The organism is Aeromonas sp. S2(2024) (assembly GCF_041402505.1).
GTDB classification, from domain to species: domain Bacteria; phylum Pseudomonadota; class Gammaproteobacteria; order Enterobacterales; family Aeromonadaceae; genus Aeromonas; species Aeromonas media.
Genome location: NZ_JBGLRL010000001.1, coordinates 27135 through 47117, shown reverse-complemented (window position 1 = coordinate 47117; position 19983 = coordinate 27135). Strand labels below are relative to the sequence as shown.

The 19983-nt window shown below is 60.0% G+C and carries 18 protein-coding genes; 11 read left to right on the top strand and 7 right to left on the bottom strand.

The annotated features are described in order from the left end of the window. Positions 1 to 84 precede the first annotated feature (84 nt). From glnD to ACB039_RS00225, 3 genes are all read left to right on the top strand, one after another. Positions 85 to 2730 (top strand): bifunctional uridylyltransferase/uridylyl-removing protein GlnD, encoded by a 2646-nt coding sequence (gene glnD / locus ACB039_RS00235; protein WP_371164897.1) that lies wholly within the window; start codon positions 85 to 87, stop codon positions 2728 to 2730. Positions 2731 to 2906: 176 nt separating this feature from the next. Next, complete coding sequence (gene dapD, locus ACB039_RS00230) at positions 2907 to 3734, top strand: 2,3,4,5-tetrahydropyridine-2,6-dicarboxylate N-succinyltransferase (protein ID WP_025327920.1); 828 nt, start codon at positions 2907 to 2909, stop codon at positions 3732 to 3734. A gap of 127 nt (positions 3735 to 3861) precedes the next feature. Continuing rightward, positions 3862 to 4245: a DUF3461 family protein gene (locus ACB039_RS00225; RefSeq protein ID WP_005330793.1), complete on the top strand. Its 384-nt coding sequence runs from the start codon at positions 3862 to 3864 to the stop codon at positions 4243 to 4245. Positions 4246 to 4425: 180 nt separating this feature from the next. Here ACB039_RS00225 and ptsG read toward each other — a convergent pair whose 3' ends face one another. The 6 genes from ptsG to ACB039_RS00195 form a co-directional block, all read right to left on the bottom strand. Further along, on the bottom strand, positions 4426 to 5856 hold the full coding sequence (gene ptsG, locus ACB039_RS00220; protein ID WP_005330791.1) for a PTS glucose transporter subunit IIBC: 1431 nt from the start codon (positions 5854 to 5856) through the stop codon (positions 4426 to 4428). Positions 5857 to 6285: 429 nt separating this feature from the next. Next, on the bottom strand, positions 6286 to 7260 hold the full coding sequence (locus ACB039_RS00215; RefSeq protein WP_043130958.1) for a MalM family protein: 975 nt from the start codon (positions 7258 to 7260) through the stop codon (positions 6286 to 6288). A gap of 90 nt (positions 7261 to 7350) precedes the next feature. Further along, positions 7351 to 8673 (bottom strand): maltoporin, encoded by a 1323-nt coding sequence (locus ACB039_RS00210; protein ID WP_317841283.1) that lies wholly within the window; start codon positions 8671 to 8673, stop codon positions 7351 to 7353. A 520-nt stretch (positions 8674 to 9193) separates the two neighbouring features. Continuing rightward, positions 9194 to 9634 (bottom strand): flavodoxin, encoded by a 441-nt coding sequence (locus ACB039_RS00205; RefSeq protein ID WP_371164896.1) that lies wholly within the window; start codon positions 9632 to 9634, stop codon positions 9194 to 9196. Positions 9635 to 9819: 185 nt separating this feature from the next. Continuing rightward, complete coding sequence (truC, locus tag ACB039_RS00200; RefSeq protein ID WP_041206262.1) at positions 9820 to 10566, bottom strand: tRNA pseudouridine(65) synthase TruC; 747 nt, start codon at positions 10564 to 10566, stop codon at positions 9820 to 9822. 70 nt (positions 10567 to 10636) lie between these two features. Further along, positions 10637 to 10972: a YqcC family protein gene (locus ACB039_RS00195; protein WP_106886065.1), complete on the bottom strand. Its 336-nt coding sequence runs from the start codon at positions 10970 to 10972 to the stop codon at positions 10637 to 10639. 212 nt (positions 10973 to 11184) lie between these two features. Here ACB039_RS00195 and ACB039_RS00190 point away from each other — a divergent pair, with 212 nt between their 5' ends. The 5 genes from ACB039_RS00190 to ACB039_RS00170 all read left to right on the top strand — a co-directional run bounded on the left by ACB039_RS00190 (position 11185) and on the right by ACB039_RS00170 (position 14166). Then, entirely contained in the window at positions 11185 to 12213 is a 1029-nt protein-coding gene (locus tag ACB039_RS00190) for a DUF3549 family protein (protein WP_371164895.1), read from the top strand. 71 nt (positions 12214 to 12284) lie between these two features. Then, on the top strand, positions 12285 to 12581 hold the full coding sequence (locus ACB039_RS00185) for a DUF3301 domain-containing protein (protein ID WP_041206263.1): 297 nt from the start codon (positions 12285 to 12287) through the stop codon (positions 12579 to 12581). 65 nt (positions 12582 to 12646) lie between these two features. Then, on the top strand, positions 12647 to 12883 hold the full coding sequence (locus tag ACB039_RS00180) for a DUF2789 domain-containing protein (protein ID WP_005330771.1): 237 nt from the start codon (positions 12647 to 12649) through the stop codon (positions 12881 to 12883). A gap of 191 nt (positions 12884 to 13074) precedes the next feature. Then, entirely contained in the window at positions 13075 to 13371 is a 297-nt protein-coding gene (locus ACB039_RS00175) for a hypothetical protein (protein ID WP_218409742.1), read from the top strand. Positions 13372 to 13380: 9 nt separating this feature from the next. After that, positions 13381 to 14166, top strand: coding sequence for a Zn-ribbon-containing protein (locus ACB039_RS00170; protein ID WP_268419500.1), 786 nt, complete (start codon positions 13381 to 13383; stop codon positions 14164 to 14166). A gap of 91 nt (positions 14167 to 14257) precedes the next feature. On the opposite strand, the gene syd is transcribed toward ACB039_RS00170, so the two are convergent. After that, positions 14258 to 14806, bottom strand: a complete 549-nt coding sequence (gene syd / locus ACB039_RS00165; RefSeq protein WP_371164894.1) for a SecY-interacting protein — start codon at positions 14804 to 14806, stop codon at positions 14258 to 14260. A gap of 105 nt (positions 14807 to 14911) precedes the next feature. Here syd and queF point away from each other — a divergent pair, with 105 nt between their 5' ends. The 3 genes from queF to ACB039_RS00150 all read left to right on the top strand — a co-directional run bounded on the left by queF (position 14912) and on the right by ACB039_RS00150 (position 19826). Next, positions 14912 to 15760, top strand: a complete 849-nt coding sequence (gene queF, locus ACB039_RS00160) for an NADPH-dependent 7-cyano-7-deazaguanine reductase QueF (RefSeq protein ID WP_371164893.1) — start codon at positions 14912 to 14914, stop codon at positions 15758 to 15760. A 114-nt stretch (positions 15761 to 15874) separates the two neighbouring features. After that, on the top strand, positions 15875 to 18145 hold the full coding sequence (locus ACB039_RS00155) for a hypothetical protein (protein WP_226169959.1): 2271 nt from the start codon (positions 15875 to 15877) through the stop codon (positions 18143 to 18145). An 85-nt stretch (positions 18146 to 18230) separates the two neighbouring features. Beyond that, on the top strand, positions 18231 to 19826 hold the full coding sequence (locus tag ACB039_RS00150) for a diguanylate cyclase (protein WP_270823360.1): 1596 nt from the start codon (positions 18231 to 18233) through the stop codon (positions 19824 to 19826). Positions 19827 to 19983 lie beyond the last annotated feature (157 nt).

Here is a 19983-nt window from a genome sequence, read left to right as displayed (position 1 = left end):
TCGAACCCCGGCCCTAACCTCAACAGCGCCGGGGTTTTTACTGCCCGTTCCAGCCGTTTGCCTGCTACTTGTGTGTGAGATGCCATGGATGCCAGTCTGCTTTCCCCCCACCTGTTACCCGATGACCAGCTCACCCGTGACAACTGCAAGGAGTATCTGAGCCGCTTCCTTGTCTGGCTGCACGAGCGCTTCGATGCCGGTGACAACATCATCGAACTGGTGGCCACCCGCTCAGAGTACATGGACGCGCTGCTGACGAGGCTCTGGCACAAGTTCGGCTTCGACAAGACCAGCCTGACCCTGATCGCGGTGGGCGGCTATGGCCGCGGCGAACTGCACCCCCACTCCGACATCGACCTGCTGATCCTCTACGAAGGGGACGAGCTGGACGAGGTGCTGGGGCTGCGCATCGGCGAGTTCATCGCCTTGCTGTGGGATCTCAAGCTGGAGGTCGGGCAATCGGTGCGCAACGTGAGCGAGTGCATCGAGCAAGGGCGCGGCGATATCACGGTGGCCACCAACCTTATCGAGGCGCGCTACATCACCGGGCGCATGGCGGGGTTCGAGCAGTTGCAGGCCGCCACCCAGCCCCAGCACTTCTGGCCGAGCGAGGCCTTCTTTCGCGCCAAGCGCGAGGAGCAGAGCTTGCGCCACCAGCAGTTTCTCGGCACCGCCTACAAGTTGGAGCCGGATCTCAAGAACAATCCCGGCGGACTTCGCGACATCCAGACCCTGGCCTGGGTCGCCCGCCGTCACTTCGGGGCCACCACCCTGTTCGAGATGACCAGCCACGGTTTTCTCAACCGGGCCGAGTATCGCGAACTGCTCGACTGCCAGAACTTCCTGTGGAAGGTGCGCTTCGCCCTGCACATGGCCATCAACAAGGGGGACAACCGCCTCTTGTTCGATCGCCAGCGCACCGTGGCCCAGATGCTGGGCTTTGAGGGGGAAGGCAACGGCCCGGTCGAGCAGATGATGAAACGCTTCTATCAGACGGTACGGCGGGTGGCCGAGCTCAACGAGATGCTGCTGCAGTTGTTTGACGAGGCGATCCTTGGCAACACCGCCATGGATGTGCGCCGCATCAGCGACGAGTTCCAGCTCCGTGGTCGCCTCATCGATGCGGTGGACTCCGAGCTGTTTGGCCGCGACCCCGCCGCCATACTGCGGCTCTTCTACCAGATAGCCCAGCACCCGGACATCGCCGGCATCCACTCCGCCACCCTGCGCCAGCTGCGGGAGGCCAGACGCACCCTGAGTTGCTGGCTACAGGACCTGCCGGAGTGCCGTCGCCTGTTCATGGCGCTGCTGCGCCACCCCAACGGCATCGGCCAGCCCCTCACCCTGATGCACAAGTACGGGATCCTCGCGGCCTATCTGCCCCAGTGGAACCTCATCGTCGGCCAGATGCAGTTCGACATGTTTCACGCCTACACGGTGGACGAGCACACCCATCGCCTGCTCCAGAACATCCATCGTTTCCCCAATACAGCCAGCCGCCAGACCCACCCGCTCTGCCACGAGGTGTTCACCCAGTTGCGCAAGCCCGAGCTGCTCAGCATCGCCGCCCTGTTCCACGACATCGCCAAGGGACGGCGGGGGGATCACTCGGAGCTCGGCGCCGTCGATGCGCTGGAGTTCTGCCAGTTGCACGGGCTGGATCGCTACGAGAGCCGCCTGGTGGCATGGCTGGTGCGCCACCATCTGCTGATGTCGGTCACCGCCCAGCGCCGCGACATCTACGATCCCGAAGTGGTCACCGACTTTGCTCACAAGGTGCGCGACGAACTGCACCTGGATCTGCTCTATTGCCTGACCGTGGCCGATATCTGCGCCACCAACGACACCCTGTGGAACGACTGGAAGGGCACCCTGCTGCGGGAGCTCTACTTCGCCACCCAGAAGGCGCTGCGCCAGGGGTTGGAAAACCCGCCGGATATGCGCCTCAAGATCCGCGAGAACCAGCGTCAGGCCAGACAGATTCTGGCCCAGCGAGAGGTGCCAGAGGAGGCCGTCAACGCCCTCTGGAACGACTTCAAGGCCGACTATTTCCTGCGCCACAGCCCGGGGCAGATCGCCTGGCATTGCCGCAAGATCATCGCGCACGGCGACAATCCGGCCCCCCTGGTGCTGATCGGCAAGCACCCCATCCGGGGTGGCAGCGAGGTGTTCATCTATTGCCGCGACACCCCGAATCTGTTCGCCACCGTGGCCTCGGCGCTGGATCAAAAGAACCTCAATATCCACGACGCCCAGATCATGAATTCGCGCAGCGACTATGTGCTGGATACCTTCATCGTGCTCGAACCCAATGGCGAACCCATCAGCCCCAACCGCACCGCCACCATCAAGAAAGCGCTGGAGAAGGCGCTGCAGGAGCCGGGCAAGCTGGTGCTGCGCAACAAGCCCCTGTCACGGCGCCACCGCCAGTTCAGCGTGCCAACCCGAGTGGTCTTCTTGCCCCACAAGGGGGAGGGTCGCCACACACTGCTGGAGCTGACCGCCCTGGATACCCCGGGTCTGCTGGCCCGCATTGGTGCCGTCTTCCAGCAGTGCGGCATCGAATTGCATGCCGCCAAGATCACCACCATAGGCGAGCGGGTGGAAGACTTCTTCAGCCTCACCACCCTGGCGGGCGAGCCGCTGAATCAGGCCGAGCAGCAGGCGCTGGAGGAGCGGCTGGTCAATCAGCTCAACCCGCAGGAGCAGGGGGACGAGGAGGGGCGATAATACTCTGGAAAGGCTTCACAAGACGCCGTTTATCGTTCTGATTTATCAATCAGAACAAGTGGTTGGGCCACTTAAGTATAATAAATCGCCTTTCTTTTGAAGAAATCGGCCAGAGCCCTTAAAAACGATTGGAAAAGTGTGATACAACAAACAGAATTTTTTAAAGGAAACCTGTCATGACCCAGTTGCAACAGACCATCGAAGCGGCCTTCGAGCGCCGTGATTCCATCACCCCCGGCTCCGTCGATGCCGCCACCAAGGCCGCCATCCTGGAGGCCATCGACTTGCTGGACTCCGGCAAGGCGCGGGTTGCCGAGAAGATTGCCGGTGAGTGGGTCGTCCACCAGTGGCTGAAGAAGGCCGTGCTGCTCTACTTCCGCATCAATGACAACGGCATCATCAAGGGCGACGACGCCCAGTACTACGACAAGGTTCCCCTCAAGTTCTCCGACTACAGCGCCGAGCAGTTCAAGGCGGCGGGCGTGCGTGTGGTGCCGCCGGCTACCGCTCGCAAGGGCTCCTTCATCGCCCCCAATACCGTGCTGATGCCCTCCTATGTCAACATCGGTGCCTTCGTCGATGAAGGCACCATGGTCGATACCTGGGCCACCGTGGGCTCCTGCGCCCAGATCGGCAAGAACGTGCACCTCTCCGGCGGCGTCGGCATAGGTGGCGTACTGGAGCCGCTGCAGGCCAACCCGACCATCATCGAGGACAACTGCTTTATCGGTGCCCGTTCAGAAGTGGTTGAAGGGGTGATCGTCGAGGAAGGTTCCGTCATCTCCATGGGCGTCTTCATCGGCCAGTCCACTCGCATCTATGACCGCGAAACCGGCGAAATCCACTATGGTCGCGTGCCAGCCGGTTCAGTGGTGGTCTCCGGCTCCCTGCCCTCCAAGTGCGGCAAGTACAGTCTGTATGCCGCCGTCATTGTCAAAAAGGTGGATGCCAAGACCCGTGCCAAGGTCGGCATCAACGCCCTGCTGCGTTCCATCGACGAGTGATCGACCAGCCATCATGGTAAAAGGGGCCTTTTGGGCCCCTTTTGATTTTGGCGCACCTGTCACAGGCAAGCCATGGTGACTCGGTTAAGATAGATGGGTCAGGATCGTTTCAAACCGAGGAAGCCCGATGTACGAGAATCTGAAGAGCCTGGGGATCCAGGAACCCACCTCAGTGGACAGCTATACCCTGCGCCAGGAAGCCAACCACGACATCCTCAAGATCTATTTCAAGAAGCAGAAGGGGGAGTTCTTCGCCAAGAGCGTCAAATTCAAGTATCCCCGTCAGCGCAAGACCATGCTGATAGACTCGGGCACCCATGAGTACAAGGATGTCACCGAGATCAACGCCAACCTCAAGTACGTGGTGGATGAGCTGGATAACCTGACCCAGGGCGTGCACGTCGAGATCGATCAGGACATCAAGCAGAAAATCCTGCGTGACCTGCGCCACCTGGAAAAGGTGGTGCAGAACAAGATCAGCGAAATAGAGCGGGACCTGGAAAAACTCTAGGCAGCCCCCCACCCTGCACAAGGCGCCATCAGGCGCCTTTTTAATGTCGGTGCACAGGGCGGCTGCCAGCGCCCTCACCCCGGATCTGCTCGGCCCCTCGCCCAGCTGGCTGACAAGCGCCCAGCAAAAAGGGAGGCTTGCGCCTCCCTCTTCAAGAACTCTGATATTCAGGCAACAGGATTAGTTGCTCTTCATCCAGATGTCCATGTCGGTTTTCAGGTTGTCGGACTTGGTACCGAAGATGGCTTGTACACCGGAGCCAGCAACCACCACACCGGCGGCACCCAGCTTCTTCAGACCAGCCTGGTCAACCTTGGCCACGTCCTTCACGCCGACACGCAGACGGGTGATGCAGGCATCCAGGGAGGCGATGTTCTCTTTACCACCGAAGGCAGACACCAGGGCAGCAGACATCTCGTCTTTGCTTTGACCAACGGTCTCTTCGGCAGCTTCGTCTTCGCGACCCGGGGTTTTCAGATTCATGGCACGGATCACCACGGTGAAGACCACGTAGTAGATGACGGCGTAGACCAGACCCAGACCGACCAGCAGCAGCATGTTGTCGGCACGGGGTGATTGCACCACGAAGTCGATGAAGCCGTTGGAGAAGGTGTGACCGTGTACGACACCCAGGGAGTTGGTCAGCACATAGGCCAGACCAGCCAGCAGGGCGTGAATCGCATACAGCACAGGCGCCACGAACAGGAAGGAGAATTCGATAGGCTCGGTGATACCGGTCAGGAAGGAGGTCAGGGCAGCGGAGGCCATGATACCAACAATCTTGGCGCGGTTTTCCGGCTTGGCAGCGTGAGCGATGGCAAACGCAGCAGCAGGCAGACCGAACATCTTGAACAGGTAACCACCGGCCAGTTGACCGAAGCCGTTACCGGCAGCACGAGAAGCGTCATCAGCAGTCAGGAAGCAGGTCATGATGCCGTGTACGGTTTCGCCAGCGGCGTTGACACAGGTACCCGCCTGATAGAAGAAGGGGACGTTCCAGATATGGTGCAGACCGAACGGGATCAGGGAGCGCTCAACCACGCCGTAGATACCGAAGGCCAGTACCGGGTTCTGGTTGGCAGCCCAGTCGGAGAAAGCACCGATGGCACCACCGATCGGCGGCCAGATGAAGGAGAGTACAACACCCAGGCCGATGGAGACGAAGCCGGTGATGATGGGCACGGCACGTTTACCGGCGAAGAAGCCAAGGTACTCGGGCAGCTGGATCTTGTAGAAGCGGTTGAACGCCCAGGCAGCGACACCACCGGCGAGGATACCCCCCAGCACACCGGTATCGATGCTTTCGACCCCCATCACAGGTGCCATGACCTTCAGGGTCGCGACCATGATGCCGTAGCCGACGATGGCAGACAGACCGGATACACCGTCGTTATTGGTAAAGCCGAGTGCCACGCCGACGGCGAACAGCAGCGCCATCTGGCCAAACACTGAACCACCGGCCTGCTCCATCAGCTGGGAGACAATTTCCGGCAACCAGCTGAAGTGAGCGGCGCCCACCCCCAGCAGAATACCTGCAACGGGCAAGACCGATACGGGCAGCATCAGCGCCTTACCGACCTTTTGCAGATTAGAGAAAGCATTTTTTAACATGTGTGCGCTCCTGAATGGATTTTTTTCCGACAACGACTCAGTGCAGTTTATTGATGACGGTGTACTTCATCCATGGCTGCATCGAATGCGTTTTCCGGGGTGTTTATTTTGACCTACAGAATATAACCCAGCAGGGTCGGAAATACCTCCATCGAGGCCAAGGGAATAATAAATTTGGAGGAGAGATCACAAGATAATAAATAAGCAGGAAGGGGGCTATCTTGAATATTATTTCGTATTGTTATAGCTTTTCCGCAAAAAGAAAAAAAACACTTCATGATAATTCAAAAGGAAACCAATAAATACCCAAGGAAACCAATTGTAACGATATGTAACTCATTGCAGCTTTATATTATCCAGTCTACCGATTAAAAAGGCCTCCAACAAGGGAGGCCTGCAATAAATATTACGTTGAATAAATCCGCTTATTCAGTTCTTTTGTGAACGTTTAATCGCATCAATAAAGACGGATTTCGCCTTGGTTGAACCTGCACGCTCGGCTTCATTCACCAGCTGCATTGCCTTGTCGATATCCCCGGCCTTGACCGCCTTCTCGATCTGGCTGCTGTAGAAGGTCTCTGTTTCGCTCAACATCGCGGGGGCAGGTGTACTGGGGGTTGCTGCCACCGCAGCAGTGGTCGCTGCCGTCGCCGCCACGGCCGTCGTAGCCGGTTTGGCCTGACTCATCGCCACCTTGTCCGAATATTCGGGCTTGAACACGGCTTCCAGGCCTTGTCCCTTGGCCATGTCAACGACCTTTATTTGCAGCAGACCCCAAGGAGAATGGGGGATCACGGGATCCTTGATATCCGGCTCAACCGTTCCATTGGCACGGGCGAACGCCTTGGCAGGATGCAGTATGGTGGTGCTGCCGGACAGCTCGTCGGCCGGGGCGTAGACCACCATGTAAGTTTCGGTCGCCGGGTTGCCCGGCATGCTGCGATCCACGAACACCTTGCCTTCAATCCTGTCATTGTCGAGCAGGTGGGCGGGTTGATACGTGAAGACAGATTCACCCAGCACACGAGTTACCTTGAACTGGGCATCCAGCATGACTACCTTGGGCACGAGCACCGTCTTGCTCACCTGAGAGGCCAGGGTGATGGCCAGGTTGCCGGTATTGACCGGCAGGCGATAGGCCGCGAGATAGCTCATCCCCTCGTCAAATTGATAACTGGGCTGCTTGCCATCGATGGTCAGCAGCGTCTCACCTTCCGGCAAGGAAACATAATTGAATTCGTTGAACCCTGCGCAGCAACTGGTGGCCTGGGAGAGCGCCTGCTTGGCCTGGTCGGCATTACTCAGGATGGAGGCGTGTTCCTGTACGGGCACCACCATGCTACCGGAACAACCGGCCAACAGCGCGGTAACCACGGCCGCGATAGACATCTTTACCAGTTTCATTCTTCTTATCTCCATAACCCGGTTGCCAAATCCTGCTAAACAAAACTGCCCCCATAAGGGGGCAGTGACTAACTTAACTGAAGATATTGCTTACCACCAGGCTTCTGCTTGTACGCCAACCTGATAGGTGTCTTTGGAGGTGCCACCTTCGAAGCTGTTCTTGCTGCCGGAAGCATCGGCTTCGGTATCAGCCAGATAGGAAGCGAAGACGCGGATTTCCGGACGGGCCCAGAAGCTGGAGCCGGCAGACCAGGCCTGAGCCAGTGTCAGCTTGTAACCACCATCCTTGTCGCTGCCACCGTTGTTGTAGCTGGTCTTGTCCTTGAACACACCACCTTCGAAGATGGTCTTGTTGAAGTCATCCCACTTGTACATCGGGCGGATAACGGCAGACAGGGTTTCGGTCTTGTCGTGGCCATCCCACATCTCGTTGCCTACCCCGTAGACCAGCTGGTGACCCATCTCCCAGGAGTTGCCCATCGGGATGACGCCCCAGTTGATGAAGCGGTAGCCATCGGCACCGTCTTTGGCCTCGGCACCGTACCAGGAGCCGTCACCGTAGTAGGCCATGGTCTTGGAGTAGCCTTCGGTACCGTACTGCAGTACGGTCTTGTTGAAGCCGCCCATCACACCCTGGGTAAGTTCGGCGGTCAACATGAGACCGTTCTTCATGTTGTCGTTTTTCAGATCTTTCTGAGCTTCGGTCTCGTTGACCAGGGCGTACATGGCGCCCACTTCCAAGGAGCCGTCTTGCCACAGCGGGATGCCGGCATAACGAGCGTCCAGGGTGTTGACGTTCAGATCTTCGTTCTTCTGGAAGACACCAGGGCTGGTCTCGGTGTACTGACCGAACACATCGGCCGCGCTGCGGTCGTTGCGGATCCAGGCGAGGGAGACCTTGCCAGGACCGGCCTGGATACCTTCGATACCAGCACCGGCACCGGAGATGTTCCAGTAGTAGAAGTCAGAGATGTGGATGTCGTGACGTTGGTAGAAACGCTTACCGGCCCAGAGGGTGGCTTCCGGCGCGAAGCCCAGCAGGCCCTTGGCTTGAACGTTGAACTGACGCAGCGCGAAGTCGGAGTCGCCGTTGCACTGTTTGGCGTCGAAGTTACAGACGGTACCGGTGCCTTCCCAGTCATTGGAACCGTTGGAGGTCATGGCAAACATGGAATCTACGTAGAAAGTCTTGCCATCTTTGTTGAAGACTTCCTGACCCAGTTGCACTTCGCCGTAGGTATCATTTTCGTTACCCAGACGACCAACCTTGTTGACGTTGTATTTAACCATGTCCCCGTCACCGGAAACACCGACACCGGAACGGAAGTAGCCGTGGAAATCAACGGCGAAGGCGGCTTGAGAAGCCAGGGCAGCGGTTACTGCTGCTGCAATCGGGAGCCACTTTGCTTTCATTTTCATTTTCCTTATTCCCGCTGGGAGTGTGATCCTGATATTCAAGTTCTTATCACTGAAAAACGTTTCAGCGATAACCGGGGTCGATTATATGTAGCCAATTTCGCGACAAACATGAGCTGATTCACAAAACGGTGACAAATCGCGCACCCCCATCATGGAGGACGAACACCGACATCAAAAAGGCACAACCAAGCAATAAAAAACCAAAAAAATACAAAAAAACACAAAAAAACACCAAAGAAAGCGCTTTCAAATATTAATTCGCGATGATGATTAAGTGTTTTATCGATCGAATAGTGACGAAAACATGATTGAAATCGCTTTCAGTGCGGAACTTTTAATTTTCTGACGTGTCGCCGTTCTGATGAATATGGGGATGAGAAATGCGATCTGGCGAGGGAAAAATAACCTGACAAAGTGCGGGATATATTTCAAAGAAGGTTAAGTGAGTCCCAAAATAACACGCCCCCGTCAGCAAGCTCACGGGGGCGAAATTTAAAATACGCTGACAATCCGGTTACAGCTTATTTTCCCAGGTTTTCAACCAGGCCAGCGCCGCGACTTCCGGTTCATCCTCCACCGTTGCGTCTATCTCCAGGCGCGGCACCAGCGCGTCGGCAGCCAACTCCTGCAACAGTTCATCGAGCCTGCGCCCAGCCCCGCAGAAATGTTCATAACTGCTATCCCCCATGGCAATGAGGGCATAACGCCATCCCTTCATATAAGGAGCGCAATCGGCCAGGGCCGTGGCGAAGGGTTGCAGATTGGGAGGAATATCCCCCTGCCCCGTGGTGGCGCTGACAATCAGCAAGAAGCGGGACGCATCTATGTCAGTCAACTCAGCTTCGTCGAAGAGCTGGCAGACATGCCCCTGGGCTTGCAGGTGATCCCGCAGTGTCTCGGCCACCAGCATGGCCGAGCCATAGACGCTACCGACCAGGATATCGATGTCGGCCATCAGCGACTCCTCGAACGAAGGATAAGTCCCGGCTCTGGCACCCTGTCCGGAGTCTTGGCCCCGGACAGGGTCTGGGTACGCGGGGTTGCTAGCGGGGTATCTCGTTGAGCCATAAGTGGTTCCTCTGACGAACGTGGCCTACAGCATGCCACAGCCCGGTCAGAGGCCACAAATGATGACGGGTATCAGGCGCCGTAGTCGCTCTCGCTGGCGGGCCACCCCAGCCTGGCGAACAGGCCCAGTACCTCTGGACCAAGTGGCGCCTGGATCCGCATCGGCACCTTGAGCACAGGGTGTTCGAAGCTCAAGCGGTGGGCGACCAGCAGCAGCCGCTCGCAACCATAGTGCTCGCGAAAGAAGCGATTATGCCGGCCATCACCATGGGTGGTGTCACCGACGATGGGGTGGAACAGGTGATCCAGATGACGACGCAGCTGATGCTTGCGACCCGTCTTTGGGAAGAGCCGAACCAGGCTATAGCGACTGGTGGGATGCTTCTTGGAGACGGCATGGGGCAGCTCGACCTGGTGCAGGCGACGAAACGCCGTCACCGCCTCCTGGGCGGGGCGATCGGGGTCGCTCATGGCGTCGGCTATCTTGTCCAGCTGCTCCTTGAGGGGATAGTCGATCAGCCCCTGTTCGGGGGCCCAGCCCCGCACCAGGGCCAGGTACTCCTTGTGCACCCGACGGGCGGCAAACGCCTCGGTCAGAGTCCGGGCCACCGCGGGATCCAGCGCAAACAGCAACACCCCGGAGGTGGGCCTGTCGAGCCGGTGCACAGGGTAGACATGACGCCCACCGATGAGATCCCGGGTCATCTGCATGGCGAAACGGGTCTCGGCCTTGTCGAGCCAGCTGCGATGCACCAGCAGGCCCGACGGCTTGTTGACCGCCACCAGCCAGTCATCCTGATAGAGCAGGGTCAGCTTCATGCCACCACCCGGGTATCGTCAATGCAGCGCGCCGCGGCCAGGTGCCGTGACTGGGCAGGCAGGGTAGTGATCATTGCTCCACCACTTTTCCGGTCAGCAGCAGATCGAAACGACCGATGAGGCGCAGCAACCCGGCCACCTCGGCCAGTTCGTCCTTGTAGACTTCGCTCGCCATGGGATAGAGGGATACGCTAGTGGGCAGCGGGGCCTGCAGCAGCACTAGCTGCTCCATGCGCGGTATCAGCACGAACTGCAACCATTGATCGAAGCTCAGGGTATCGACGCAAAACGGCAGCTCGCTCGCCAGCGCCTCGGCCCCCGGATGCTCGGCTTGCCAGCGTTCGAGGCGTTGCAACTCGGCGGTGAGTTCACCCAGCAGACCGGCGACCAGCAAATATTGATTCATCTCGTCCTCTTCCTCGTCTCGACGGTCATCCCGCTGCCAGGGGGCAGGGAGGCCGCCTTCTTCAAACACGCGTACCAAAAAGGGGCGTTACTATACACCGCCCCCGGGGTGGCTGCCATGCCGCCATCACTTTCATGGCCCGCACCTGAGCCACTGGCTATCTGATGCAGCCTCCTTATAATCGCCCGCATCACATTTAGCCGGATGCCCTCATGTCTGCCATCAATACCCTGACCGAATTTCTGACCCAGGCCGAGACCCAGTTCCAGCTGTTCGACATGGGCCGCCAGGTGCGCCCGCTGGCGAGCGATCTCTTCGCTCGCATCGAACAGCAGCAGGAACCCTACCCCTGGCCACTGCAACAGCATGCCTGGCTCGGTGTGCACTTCTTCCAGCCAGCGGAATCCAGGCACTACCTCTGGTTCCTCAAGTTTGCCCTCGACGAGCATGGCCTGCTCATCGCCAGCGGCCCCAAGCACTTCATGGATCAGGTGGTCGAAACCCTGGGTTACAAGCTCACCGGCGATCTGGACGAGGAGAAGGCACAGCGACTGGCCGACAACCCCTACACCTTCCGACCGGCCGAGGCCAAGATGGCCAGCCTGCATGCCAAGCTGGCACGTCAGCTGGAGCAGGCCCCTTCCGCCTACTACGAGGCCCTCTGCCACTACCTGGCGGCGCCAGGGGAAGAGGGGTGGCAGGCCTTGGGGTTGCAAGGCTTCGCCGATCTGGCGGAGCGACTGCAGGATGAACGCAATCTGGCCCTGGTGTGCAAGGCGCTGCCCAAGTTGCCTCTGGAGCCGCTCTACGCCTTGTGCCAGAGCCTGGAAAACGCCCCCCTGCCCCCGGCGCTGCAAGGTGCCCTGCTCGAGCGTATCGGCAAGGAGCAGGAGTGCGCCGAACCCAATGCCGAGACCCTCGCCTACCTGTGCCGGGCGCTGGCCTCCTGCTCCGGCAATGCGTTGCGCAGCAACAAGCTGCTGACCCTGTTGCACACCCGGCCGAGCCCGGCTCTGCTGCTCGCCATCGCAGGCCGCCTGTGGCCCGATCTGAAAAAACCCGAGCTGCTCGGACTGTTTCTGGAGCAGCTCGCCCTGCAGCCCACCCAGTTCTTCAATCAGGTCTTTGCCGAGCTGGTGACACTGCCCGCCCTGCGCAATGATATGCTGGCAAGACTGCGTGACCCCGAGCGCAGCGAGGCCCTCGGCCAGGCCATAGGCCGACTGTTCGCCTCGGTATAACCACTCTCGGTGCGGCCGTGCTTTCCCCGGGAAGCACGGCCCAGGCCATACATCACAGAAGGAACCCGCTGATGGGAGAAATGCTTGGAATCTTGCTGCTTGGCGTCGTCGGCTGGGCCTTCTGGCAACAACGCCGCCAGGCGGAGCTGGCCTGGCAATACATGCGGCGCTACTGCCAGCATCACGATCTGCAACTGCTGTCGCTGGCCCGCACCCATCGCGCCCTGGGGCACAAACCCCTGCGCCTGCTGACCTATTACCAGTTCGAGTTCTCCAGCGACGGGGAGAGCCATTACCAGGGCCAGCTCTGCATGCAGGGCCTGCATGTCGCCGGGGTCGAGCTGCCACCCCATCGCCTCCCCTCCTAGCCCATGGGGCAAGGCCGTGGCGACTGGCTATAATTCTCGACAATCGCCCTTCAAGGAGACTCGAGATGGAATTGCTGACCCATGACATGCCTGCCCTCTTCGCCCAGCTGGGCCTGGCCAATGACGAGATAAGCCTGCACCGCTTTATCCGCGAGCACCCTCTGGACAATCAGACCCTGCTGCCGGAGGCCAGCTTCTGGAGCCCCTCCCAGGCCGTGTTCCTGCGTGACGCGCTCTGGAACGACTCCGACTGGTCCGAAGCCATCGATCAACTGGATGTGATGCTGCGCCAGGCAAGCTGAGCCGGCCCGCGTCCCCGCTTTCCCGAGGGCCGGGGTGTGAGCTCTGTGCCACCAGTCACGTCTCACCCCCCTGGCTTCCCCACCTCAACAAACTAAGCCTCCCCCCTTAGCACCGCTTTCCTGATGGGCAGGCTTTGATTAAGCTCTGTGCCACCATCCGCAAGCAGCAAGAGCGCCGCGCAGGAGCCAAGATGTCAGCCCAAGAGATCATCCAGATAGCCAACGAACTGAGTGCCAGGGGGATCACCCCCTCCACCGCCATGGTCAAGGCCCGCCTCAGTCACCCCGTGCCCATGGCCGAGCTGCTCAAGGTGTTGAGCCAGTGGAAGCAACAACCCCAGTCGGCAGACCCGGTCCCGGCCAGCGCACCCGCCGTTGCAGCCCCGGCACAGGCCATCGATTTGCAACAACTGGGCGAGCAGCTCAATCGCCTCGAGCAGAAGGTCGATCGCCTGACCGCCCTGCTGCTCAAACAGCAGCAGGATTGATGCCTCCCCATGTATATCCTCGAACTCAACTTTGAATGCTACCGTGACACCTCCCTCGGCGAGGCCGAGCCGGCTATCGTCAACTACCTCGACATGCTGCGCTACCAGGGGCAGATCCTGGGGAGGGAGTTTCCCACCAGCATGCAGGATGGCGGCTTTGTCACTCGGGTGGTCTGCCCGGAGCAGGACAGCCTGCACCCGGACAACCAGAGCGAGCAGGTCGCGTTGGCCGAACAGGGCCTGCACCAGGCGGGGCTGCTGGCCCCCAAGCCCCAGCTGCTCGGCATGGATCTGCTCTCCGACAGTACGGATCCTTGCGGCCAGGAGGGTGAGCGGCCGAGCTGGATGCTGCTCTACACCAGCTTTGTGCACACGTGCTCTCCCTTGCGCTGCGGCGATCATTTCGCCCCCATTCCGCTCTACCGCCTGCCCGCCATCGCCAACGGTGACCACAAGCAGATCATCAAGTGGCAGGAGGATTGGGAGGCCTGCGATCAGTTGCAGATGAACGGCTCCATCGCCGAGCACGCGGTACTGCACGAGATCAGCGAGGTGGGCAGCCGCCTGCAGCGCCGGGGCAGCGACCTGGCCAGACGGCTGGAGGGGCTCTGCGGGATCCCGACTTACTACTATCTGTATCGGGTGGGCGGCCTGAGCGCGGCCGAGGAGAAAGCCCGCCCTTGTCCGAGCTGCGGCGGCGAGTGGGCACTGGCAGCGCCATTGCACGAGATTTTCGACTTCAAGTGCGATCCCTGCCGGTTGGTCTCCAACCTCTCCTGGGACTTCAAGGACTAGCTCCACCTGCGCTGTTCCCCCCATGAAAGAAGGGCCTTGCCAGATGGCAAGGCCCTTCTCTTTAATACTGGGCGAGCGAAAAACGGTCCGCTTACTGCGGCAAGGTTTCCAGCCGTGCGAGGAAGGCCGGCAGGGAGGGGGCCAGCACCAGACGGCGACCAGAATCCAGCCACTCCAGCCACACCTGGCCGCTCTCGTTATCGAGCGACACCAGCGTCATCTCGTTGCGGGTGGTGGCGATGAAGAGCGACGGCGTGCGTTTGAGTTTGCGCAGCATCAGCAGGTGGCCGATGAGGTTCTCCTTGAGCAGATCCAGATCGACCTCGTTCCACGGCAGTATGAGCTCGATGCGCAGCCCCTTGTAGGAGCAGGGAAGCGGGCGGCTGAACCAGTGGCCAAACAGGGCAAGGGCGCTCGGGTGCAGGGTCAGTTCGAGGGCATCGGCCATGGCCGCAAAGTCGGCAGGCACAGGGCGACGGTACGGACGCCAGGCCACCCGCCCCTCTCTGGGCTCATCCAGCTCGCAAGGTGAGCGCCAGTCGGCCTCCCACTCGCACAGAGGCAGCCCTCGCCTCGCCTCGCCATCGCGCTGCCAGCGTAAAAAGAACTGCTCCAGGGCAGACAGGACTTGATCCGACATCGATATTCCCCACAATAGCGGCCTCTGATCGCCGCAAGAACCTGACCGAAAAATCCGGGCATTGCACCATCAAACCCTTTATCAGACAAGCGTGAGCACACAAGCATGAGCAAACAAGAGAGATACGCAGGCGCCAGCGCGTTGCAGGGCCTGAGCCTGGGGCAGCAGTCTGCCTACATCAGCCAGTACACCCCGTCCCTGCTGCAACCCGTGCCACGCAGTCTGAATCGCGACGATCTCGGCCTTGGCGAGACGCTGCCCTTTCAGGGCTGCGACGTCTGGACCCTGTACGAACTCTCCTGGCTCAATGCCAAGGGCAAGCCCGTGGTTGCGCTCGGCGAAGTGGCCGTGCCCGCCACCAGCCCTAACCTCATCGAATCCAAGTCGTTCAAGCTCTACCTCAACTCCTTCAACCAGACCCGTTGCGACTCCCTGGAAGCGGTGCAGGCACTGCTGGCCAAAGACCTGAGCGCCTGCGCCGGAGCTGAGGTGAGCGTCACCCTGTTCCCCCTCGATCAGGCCCCTCACCAGATAGCGCTGCTACCGGGCGAGTGCATCGACGAGCAGGACATCGAGATCGACCGCTACGAGTTTGACCAGACCCTGCTGCAAGGGGCCGCAGAGGCGGACATAGTGGAGGAGACACTGCACAGCCATCTGCTCAAGTCCAACTGCCTGGTCACCAGCCAGCCGGATTGGGGATCCCTGGTGATCCACTACCGCGGCCCGCGCCTCAATCGGGAGAAGCTGCTGCGCTATCTCATCTCCTTCCGTCAGCACAACGAGTTCCACGAGCAGTGCATAGAGCGCATCTTCATCGACCTCAAGCACTTCTGCGCCCCGCAGCAGCTGACCGTCTATGCCCGCTATACTCGCCGCGGGGGCCTGGACATCAACCCCTTCCGCAGTGACTGGGAACCCGTGCCCGCCAACCTGCGCCTCATCCGCCAGTAACCCCGGCGCCACAAGCCGGGGGATCAGGCCCATCACTCATGTCAGCAATGAACTCTGGACGGGCGGGGGTGGGCTTGGATAACATGCCTGCACCTCCGTGCCGTTCTTAATCCAATGAATCAACTGTTTTTTCTGGCAATGATGATGTCCTCCCTGTCGGCTCCGGATCTGGATCTGGCCAAGGAGCAGTTGTCTATCGATCTGCAGCAGGCACAGACCCTGGTGCTGAGCGATCCCGCCAGATGTGTCCAGATTGCCACCTCCTTCCTCGAACGCACGGCCAACAACCCCAAGCAGATCATCAGCAACCGTCAGGAGTACGGCTATCGGGAGCCGATCCTGAGCTATGGCACTGCGACCCAGACCACGGGGGCCTACCTGCTTCAGGGCGAGTGCCTGCAACAGCTGGGACAGCGCCAGCCGGCCCAGGACGCCTTCGACAAGGGCATCGCCATGGCCGAGAAGGAGCAGCAGTTCGAGCTGCAGGCCCATGGTCTCTACCTCAAGATCCGCAGCAGGGAGATGCAGGAGCATGCCCCTGGCGCCAGCACGATGGCGCTCGAACAGCTTGACAAACTGCTGACCAACCCCGGCCTCAAAGAGAGCCAGTTGCAGGTCTACAGCCGCCTGTTGCACGTTAACGCCAGCATGGAGGAACGGCAGTTCGATCTGGCCAAACGCCAGCTGACCGAGGCGCGTCAATGGGCAGAGCAGGCCAAGAATCCCCTGGCCAGGGCCTGGGTCAGCGCCGTGGGAGGGGACCTCTATCAGGCGCTCGGGCAGCCCCAACTCGCCCTCGGGGAGTATATCGATGCCCAGCAGCAGGCCAAGAATCTGCAGGATCCCCTGTTCCTCGGTCTGCTGTCGAACCAGATGATCAGCCTCTATCAGGCGGAGCAGGAGCCGCAAAAGGCGCTGCAGTATGCCAACGAGGCGGCCAACTACTTCCATGCCCTCGGCAACCCCTCCCTGCTGAGCGATGCCCTGATCGTGCTCGCCCGCCTCAACCGGGATCAGAGGGAGATGAACATGGCGCTGGTCTACTTCTTCAACGCCCTGGATCTGCTGGACGAGGGCAACAACCGCACCCGCATCGCCCACCTCAAGTTCGAGATAGGCAAGACCTATCTGCAGACCGGCAACCTGACCCTGGCCCGCAACTACCTCAACGCGGCGCGCCAGTCACACGAGCTGGGAGACGACAAGGAGTCACTGATCGACACCCTGTTGCTGCTCGGCGAGCTGCACCTCAAGCAGCAGGAGGCGGGCATCGCCATCCTGCAGCTGGAGAATGCCCTGACCCTGGCCAACCGGCTTGGCGACATCCGCCGCCAGTTTGAAATCTTCCGGCTGCTCGCCATCGCCTACGAGCAGAAGGGCTACCTCCAGCAGGCCCTCGAGAGCTACAAGAATTATCACCAGCGCAGCGAGCTGGTCCGCCAGCAGCAGCTCGATCTGGAGCAGGAGGCGGTCCGCGACAACTACGCCCAGGTGGAACGCGCCCAGCAGGTCAAGGAGCTGGAGCAGCGCCTCGACCAGAGCCGGCATCAGCAGGAGCGCTATCTCTGGACCAGCGTCAGCACGGGCCTGCTGCTGGTTCTGTTCATCTACCTGTTCTTCACCCTCTGGCTCAAGCTGCGGGTCGCCCGCCTCAATGCCAGACAGCTGGGCGAGGCCCTGCTCATCGAGCCGCGCAGCGGCCTGGCCAACTGGCAGAGGCTGATGAGCCGCTGGCCTCGCGAGATGGCCAAGCGTCAGCAAAAATCCGATCGCTGGTACCTGAGCGAGCGGCCCACCAGCGAGTTTGACGACAAGCTCCACTACCTGCTGTTCCGGGTACCCTTCCTGGTCAACAACCTGGAGCAGCATGGATATCAGGTCAGCCGCGAGATTGAGCAGGCCTTCGGCCACTATATCAATCAGCTGACCCCCCAGGATGGCCGCATCTACGATCTGCGCGAGGGACACCTGCTCTATGTGGTGCCCCAGCGCCACGTGGCCCAGCTGCACCAGCTGGCGCAAGAGCTGCTGGACACCCTGGCCGCCTTCCCCTGCGAATACCCGCTGGACAGGCACATCAGCCTCGGCATCGTCAGCCATCCCTTCCTGCCCAAGGCGGCGATGGCCCTCGACCATCACGGCCTGTTCGACCTCTGTTATCTGGCGCTTTCGGGGGCCATGCAACTCAGTGAAAAATACCAGCAGAGCGTCTGGTTGGAGCTGGCGGCCATCGATTGCCAACAGGCCGCATTTTTTAATGGCGATGTGTGGCAATGCTGCTTGATGGCAATTGACAAGGGACTGGTAAAAGTAAATTCTTCTCATGAAAAGCAATGGGTTAATTGGCTTCTGCTTTCACGGACGAAAGCGCCGGATAAGCCATGACAACAAGGTACTCAACGGGGTCTTTCATTGGCTTACTGTTGCTGGACGACACAAAAACGATAATGACAACAGGGCGACCTGAACAATGAATGATATCGCTGCCGTAACAGGACAACTGGCAAGACTCAGGGAATCCCTTCAGCAAAAACAGCAGGAGCTCGATGGCATGGCCACGTTCTCCGATGCCGAACGCACCCGCAGCATCCAGTTTATCGGCAAGCTGATGCAGGCCTGCCGTGGTCACGATCGTGAATTGGACAACCGACTCGCCAAGCTCAAGCAGAAGCTCGATGGCAATCCCCCGCTGTCATCGCTCGACGCCGACCTCGCGGTCATCGAGAAGCTGTTGCAGCAACATGGTCACGCCATGGAGGAGTCCATCAGTCTGACCCGGGCCGCCATCGAACTGGGCAGCAAGCAGCTCAAGTCCTTGAAGGGCTTTCCGGAAGAGACCCGTCGCACCCTCAAGGAGTTTCTCGCCAGCCCCGAGGGCTATGGCATCGGCGATCACCAGAAGAAGGTGATCCGCTTGCTGGAGTTCTACCAGCAGGCCATCAAGATCCAGCTGCTGCCACGCCAGCCGCTGCTCGCCCCCGAGATGGCCACCGAGCTCTCCAACCCGGCGCCCACCGACTCTTTCGATATCAAGGCCCACGCCCAGATCTCCGATGAGCTGCAGCGGCTCATCACCGAGCTCGACTTTGCCGGCTCCGTGGGCGAGAGCCTGGCGGACATCCGCCGCCAGCTGCTGGGAGGGATCACGCCGCCCCTGCTGGCGGAGATCTGCCTGCAGATCATCGAACTCATCATTGAAGGGACCCGGGAGGAGCGTAAATCCTCCCAGGCCTTCCTCAGCTCTCTCAACGAGAGCCTCTCTGCGGTACATTTCAACTTTACCGAGTCCCTGGACGAGGGGCGGGCGCTGCAAAATGCCGCCCACCTCAGCGGCCAGGCGCTGGAGCGGGAACTCGCCGCCATCGATCGCACCATGGCGACCCATGACTCCCCGTTGTCCCTCAAGGGAGCCATCTCCAGCCACCTGGATACCATCCGTCGCCTGCAGCAGGAGCGGGAGGCCATGGCCAGCCGCGAGCGTCACCTGCTCACCCACCTCTCCAACATGGAAGCCAAGCTGCGACTGATGAAGGAGGAGACGGCCGAGTACAAGAAGCGGCTCACCATCCAGAAGCACAAGCTGTTTCTCGACAGCCTGACCCAGGTGCACAACCGGGCGGCCCTCGACGAGCGGCTCGAGCTCGAATACAAGCGCTGGCTGCGTTACGGCACCCCGCTGTGTCTGGCCATCATCGATATCGATCACTTCAAGAACATCAATGACAACTACGGTCACATGGCCGGAGACAAGGCATTGAAAGTGGTCGCCAAGGCCTTGCAGAACGCCTTGCGCGACACCGACTTCATCGCCCGTTTCGGGGGGGAAGAGTTCGTGGTGTTGCTGCCGAACATCAATCCGGACAAGTTCCAGAAACCCCTGGAGAACCTGCGCCAGACGGTCAAGAGCATTCCGTTCCGCTTCCGGGATGCCAGGGTCGAGATCACCATCTCCATCGGCGCCACCCTGTTCCGTGAAGGGGACCATACCACGGACGCATTCGAGCGCGCCGACAAGGCGCTCTACAGCTCCAAAAACTTGGGCCGGGATCAGGTCAATCTGGCCTGAATCCGGATTGAACGACGGCTAAAAAACAGGCAAACGCACTTTTCCCCTATTCCCCTGCCCCACCCCTTGCCTCTACTATCGAAATCGAGGGATGCCATGGCATCCCGTTTTCTCCCCAGGGAAAGCACAACGATAACAAGCGAGTGAAAGGGGAAAT